The following is a 3,976-nucleotide window of genomic DNA, read 5'->3' on the forward strand; positions in this document are numbered from 1 at the left end:
GAAGGTTACGAGAACAACTCAAAAAGGAAAAATTACAACGAGTTGTTATGGTGAAGGTCACGAGAACAACAGCTGGTTGAATTTATTGGGCCGGCTTAAATTTAAGATTTAACTTTAGTAACAGGCTTCGTTCTTTGCACTTATGCCAATGCTTTTATAAAATAGGATTTCGGGTACGATAATGTTAGGAGTGATCACGTTGAAAAAATATAAAGGTTATCTGATCGATTTAGATGGAACCATGTACAGGGGTTCCGAGAGAATAGAGGCAGCTTCTGATTTTGTAAAAAGGCTGATTGAGGAAGAGATTCCTTATTTATTCGTAACGAATAATTCCTCTCGCACACCGGCGCAGGTTGCTGAAAAGCTAAGGAGCTTTGATATACCTACGACTGAGGAGCAAGTTTTTACAACTAGCCAGGCAACTGCCAACTATATCTATGAACAAAAGCCAGATGCGACAGTTTATGTAATCGGCGAAGAGGGCATTCAAACCGCGATTGAGGAAAAAGGCCTGCAATTCGCAGGGGAAGACGCTGATTTCGTTGTTTCAGGCATTGACCGTGGAATTACATATGAAAAGCTTGCGGTTGGCTGTCTCGCAGTCCGCAACGGCGCAACTTTCATCTCTACAAATGGGGATATCGCCATCCCAACAGAGCGCGGCTTGCTGCCAGGTAATGGTTCATTGACATCAGTTATTGCCGTTTCAACCCAAACGGAGCCGATCTTCATCGGCAAACCAGAGTCTGTCATCATGGAACAGGCCTTAAAGGTACTGGGCACCAACAAAGAAGATACACTGATGGTGGGCGATTACTACGATACGGATATCCTAGCAGGAATGAGAGCAGGCATGGATACACTCCTGGTGCATACAGGAGTGACAACAAGAGAGCTCCTTAAAGGCTATCAGGAAATGCCAACCTATACAGTTGATTCACTAGATGAATGGGAAGTATGAAAAAAGGGACTTGCGGCTAACATGCTGCAAGTCCCTTTCTGTATTGTTTTCCCAAGCTTATATTAGTACACTTTTTTTAGTTCGTGTTTCAATCGCCCTCATCGGAGACGCTGGGATTTCGGCCATCAATATGCTCCTAAGAACAGTTGCTTACTCAATATTCGCTGCCCTATGTGCCAGACGGCTTGAAGCAGCTGCGGCGACAGCACCGACAAGATCGTCAAGGAATGTGTGGCACTTCCCAGAGGATTTATCATTTAACCTTTCCAAAATACCTGGTTTTTGCTTATCAATGTACCCATAGTTAGTAAAACCGATGGAACCGTATATGTTAACAATTGAGAATGCGAGTATTTCATCTATTCCATAAAGACTTTCATCTGTATCGATAATCGATTGAAGCGGTTCTCCAAGCTTCTTTTCCTCAGCAAGAATATCAAGCTGGATTCCAGTCAGGATGGCATTCTGAACCTCCCGCTTTGAAAGAACCCGTTCGACGTTTGCAATACAGTCCTCCATTTGCAGATTAGGGTGATATTTTTCCTGAAGGTAAAATACAAGCTCAGCAATATCCTGTATTTCAACACCACGTTCATGAAGCCATTTTCGTGCTGTTTCCTCTGTCATATGGATAGCGCGTTTCTTTTCTAACATCTGCATCACCTTTCTTGTTTTGATTGCAGCCTCTAATTACCTATTTATCCTAAATTATTCTGTGTAATCCTTTTGGTGATAGGTATTCGCTCCTTTAAATCATTTCCAGAATGATACCACTTATTCATTTCATTGTTCACACAAGTTTTCAAATGACTGACATATATTTGTTAGAGAGTGGTCTTGAAATGAGGTGGCAAAAATGCTTCAAAGGATGTTAAAAGAAGTATATGGGATTTCTGCGGATTCAGAAGTATCACTTGGAAGATATCATGGATATAAGCAAAATGAAGGGCTTTATTTAATTATGGCTGCAAATGGATTAAAAGAGCAAGAATTAAACGAGCTTGCTAAAATTGCTGAGCATATGCAAAATTTAGGGGACCGCAATGTCTCAAAGTTGCTGGCTGACAAGGAAGGCAGGCAAATCTGTGATTGGCAGGGCAGTAAATATTGTGTGTTGCAAAACCGTGCGTCACCTATACCTGATGGGATGAAAACAGGCAGGAAGTTAGCAAAGTTTCATTTCAGGGGCAGGCAGATTCCTTTCAAAGTCGAAAGCCTCAACAGGGTTGGGCAGTGGAAACAGCTTTGGGAAAAAAGGCTGGACCAGATGGAGCAGGTGTGGAACGGCAAGCTTTACAATGAACCGGAAAGCGATTTTGAACGGATGTTTCTCGAATCATATCCTTATTACATGGGATTGGCCGAAAATGCGATTCAATATCTTACTGATACCGAAATTGATGATAAGCCGACTAAGATTGATCATGGTACAGTCTGCCATGAGCGTTTTACCAATACAGTCTGGAGGGGAACTTATTTTGTTAAAAACCCATTTGACTGGGTATTTGACCATGCAAGCCGGGATTTAGCTGAATGGGTAAGAGAGCGTTATTTTACAAATATTCAGACCAGCCAGCCTGATATTAAAAACTTTCTGTCTGAATATCAAAGCATGACAGTATTATCCCCTTTTTCCTGGAGGCTTCTTTACGCACGATTGCTGTTTCCGCTTCATTATTTTGAAGCAGTTGAAAATTATTATATAACCAAATCAGAACAGTCGAGAAACCAGCTAGAAGATCAATTGGCAAAGTATTTAAAACAAAGCAGCGATCATGAAAAGTTTTTAAGCAATTTTTATCAGCTTTGCGAGGCACCTGTCAAAGCAGCTAAACTTCCGGGCGTTGATTGGTTATTACGGTAAGCGAAATTTAATGCCTGAAATGGAAGCGAAATGTGGTAGAATAAAATTATTCTATTATATTAAACGCTTACATGAAGGAGACTGTTCATGAAACCATATGTGTATATCACCCGAAAACTCCCTGAAGATACGATTGCCGAAATTACCCATCTTTTTGACGTAAAAATGTGGGATCATGAAGATATTCCTGTATCCAGAGAAGTTTTATTAGAGGAAGCAAAAAAGGCCAGCGCCTTGATTACGATGCTTTCTGATAAGGTGGACGCAGAGCTGCTTACAGCTGGGAATAACCTTAAAATTGTCGCCAATCTGGCCGTAGGCTATGATAATATCGATCTTGGGGCAGCAACAAAGTGTGGAATCCTCGTCAGCAATACACCGGATGTCTTAACAGAAACAACTGCGGACCTGACTTTTGCTTTATTGATGGCCACTGCAAGACGAGTTGTGGAAGCTGCTGAGTATGTGAAGGCTGGGCAGTGGGAGGGCTGGAGCCCATATCTGCTTGCCGGACATGATATCCACTCAAAGACAATTGGGATTGTCGGCATGGGGAAAATCGGCGAAGCTGTAGCTCGCAGGGCAAAAGGGTTTGGTATGGAGATCCTGTACCATAACCGCTCCAGAAAAATGGATGCTGAAATGGAATTCGGTGCTCAATACAGTTCATTTGAAGAACTTGTATCCAAGGCGAATTATGTTGTATCCCTGGCACCGCTTACTGCTGAAACTAGAAATTTATTTACAGCAGATGTTTTTACTAAAATGAAAAAAAGCGCCATTTTTATTAATGTGGGGCGCGGCCCGGTTGTGGACGAGCAGGCATTATATGAAGCGCTTGTTGATGGTGAGATTGCAGCAGCCGGTCTCGATGTTTTCGTGAAGGAACCAATTTCCGCAGATCATCAGCTGCTGAAGCTGCCAAACGTGGTTGCATTGCCGCACATTGGCAGCGCGAGTACGGAAACCAGAACTGCCATGATCAAGCTTTGCTGCACAAATGTTAACGCAGTGTTATCTGGAGACAGACCAAAGACGATCGTGAATAAAGAAGTGCTTCGTTAAGAGCAAAAGAGCTTTTCCTTTAAACAGGGAAGGCTCTTTTTGTTTGGCTCTGTTAAAGCTGAAGGTTGATTTTTAAACCCTGT

The 3,976-nt window shown here is 42.3% G+C and carries 4 protein-coding genes; 3 read left to right on the forward strand and 1 reads right to left on the reverse strand.

Translation table 11 applies throughout. The features are described from left to right. The first annotated feature begins 199 nt into the window (after positions 1-199). Entirely contained in the window at positions 200-964 is a 765-nt protein-coding gene (locus tag V7654_RS17740; protein ID WP_335432031.1) for a TIGR01457 family HAD-type hydrolase, read from the forward strand. A gap of 150 nt (positions 965-1,114) precedes the next feature. On the opposite strand, the gene V7654_RS17745 is transcribed toward V7654_RS17740, so the two are convergent. Next, on the reverse strand, positions 1,115-1,591 hold the full coding sequence (locus V7654_RS17745; RefSeq protein WP_438825323.1) for a phosphatidylglycerophosphatase A family protein: 477 nt from the start codon (positions 1,589-1,591) through the stop codon (positions 1,115-1,117). Between the two features lie 229 nt (positions 1,592-1,820). Here V7654_RS17745 and yutH point away from each other — a divergent pair, with 229 nt between their 5' ends. Continuing rightward, positions 1,821-2,828: a spore coat putative kinase YutH gene (gene yutH, locus V7654_RS17750; protein WP_335432033.1), complete on the forward strand. Its 1,008-nt coding sequence runs from the start codon at positions 1,821-1,823 to the stop codon at positions 2,826-2,828. A gap of 87 nt (positions 2,829-2,915) precedes the next feature. Beyond that, on the forward strand, positions 2,916-3,893 hold the full coding sequence (locus V7654_RS17755; protein ID WP_335432034.1) for a 2-hydroxyacid dehydrogenase: 978 nt from the start codon (positions 2,916-2,918) through the stop codon (positions 3,891-3,893). Positions 3,894-3,976 lie beyond the last annotated feature (83 nt).

The sequence above is a fragment of the Bacillus sp. JJ1609 genome (assembly GCF_036967045.1).
Classification (GTDB): Bacteria; Bacillota; Bacilli; order Bacillales; family Cytobacillaceae; genus Mesobacillus.

What these genes read in the sequence shown, in the direction of transcription:
- V7654_RS17745 (WP_438825323.1), bottom strand. Translation starts at nt 1,591, where the DNA reads ATGACAGAGGAAACAGCACGAAAATGGCTTCATGAACGTGGTGTTGAA.
- yutH (WP_335432033.1), top strand. Translation starts at nt 1,821, where the DNA reads ATGCTTCAAAGGATGTTAAAAGAAGTATATGGGATTTCTGCGGATTCA.
- V7654_RS17755 (WP_335432034.1), top strand. Translation starts at nt 2,916, where the DNA reads ATGAAACCATATGTGTATATCACCCGAAAACTCCCTGAAGATACGATT.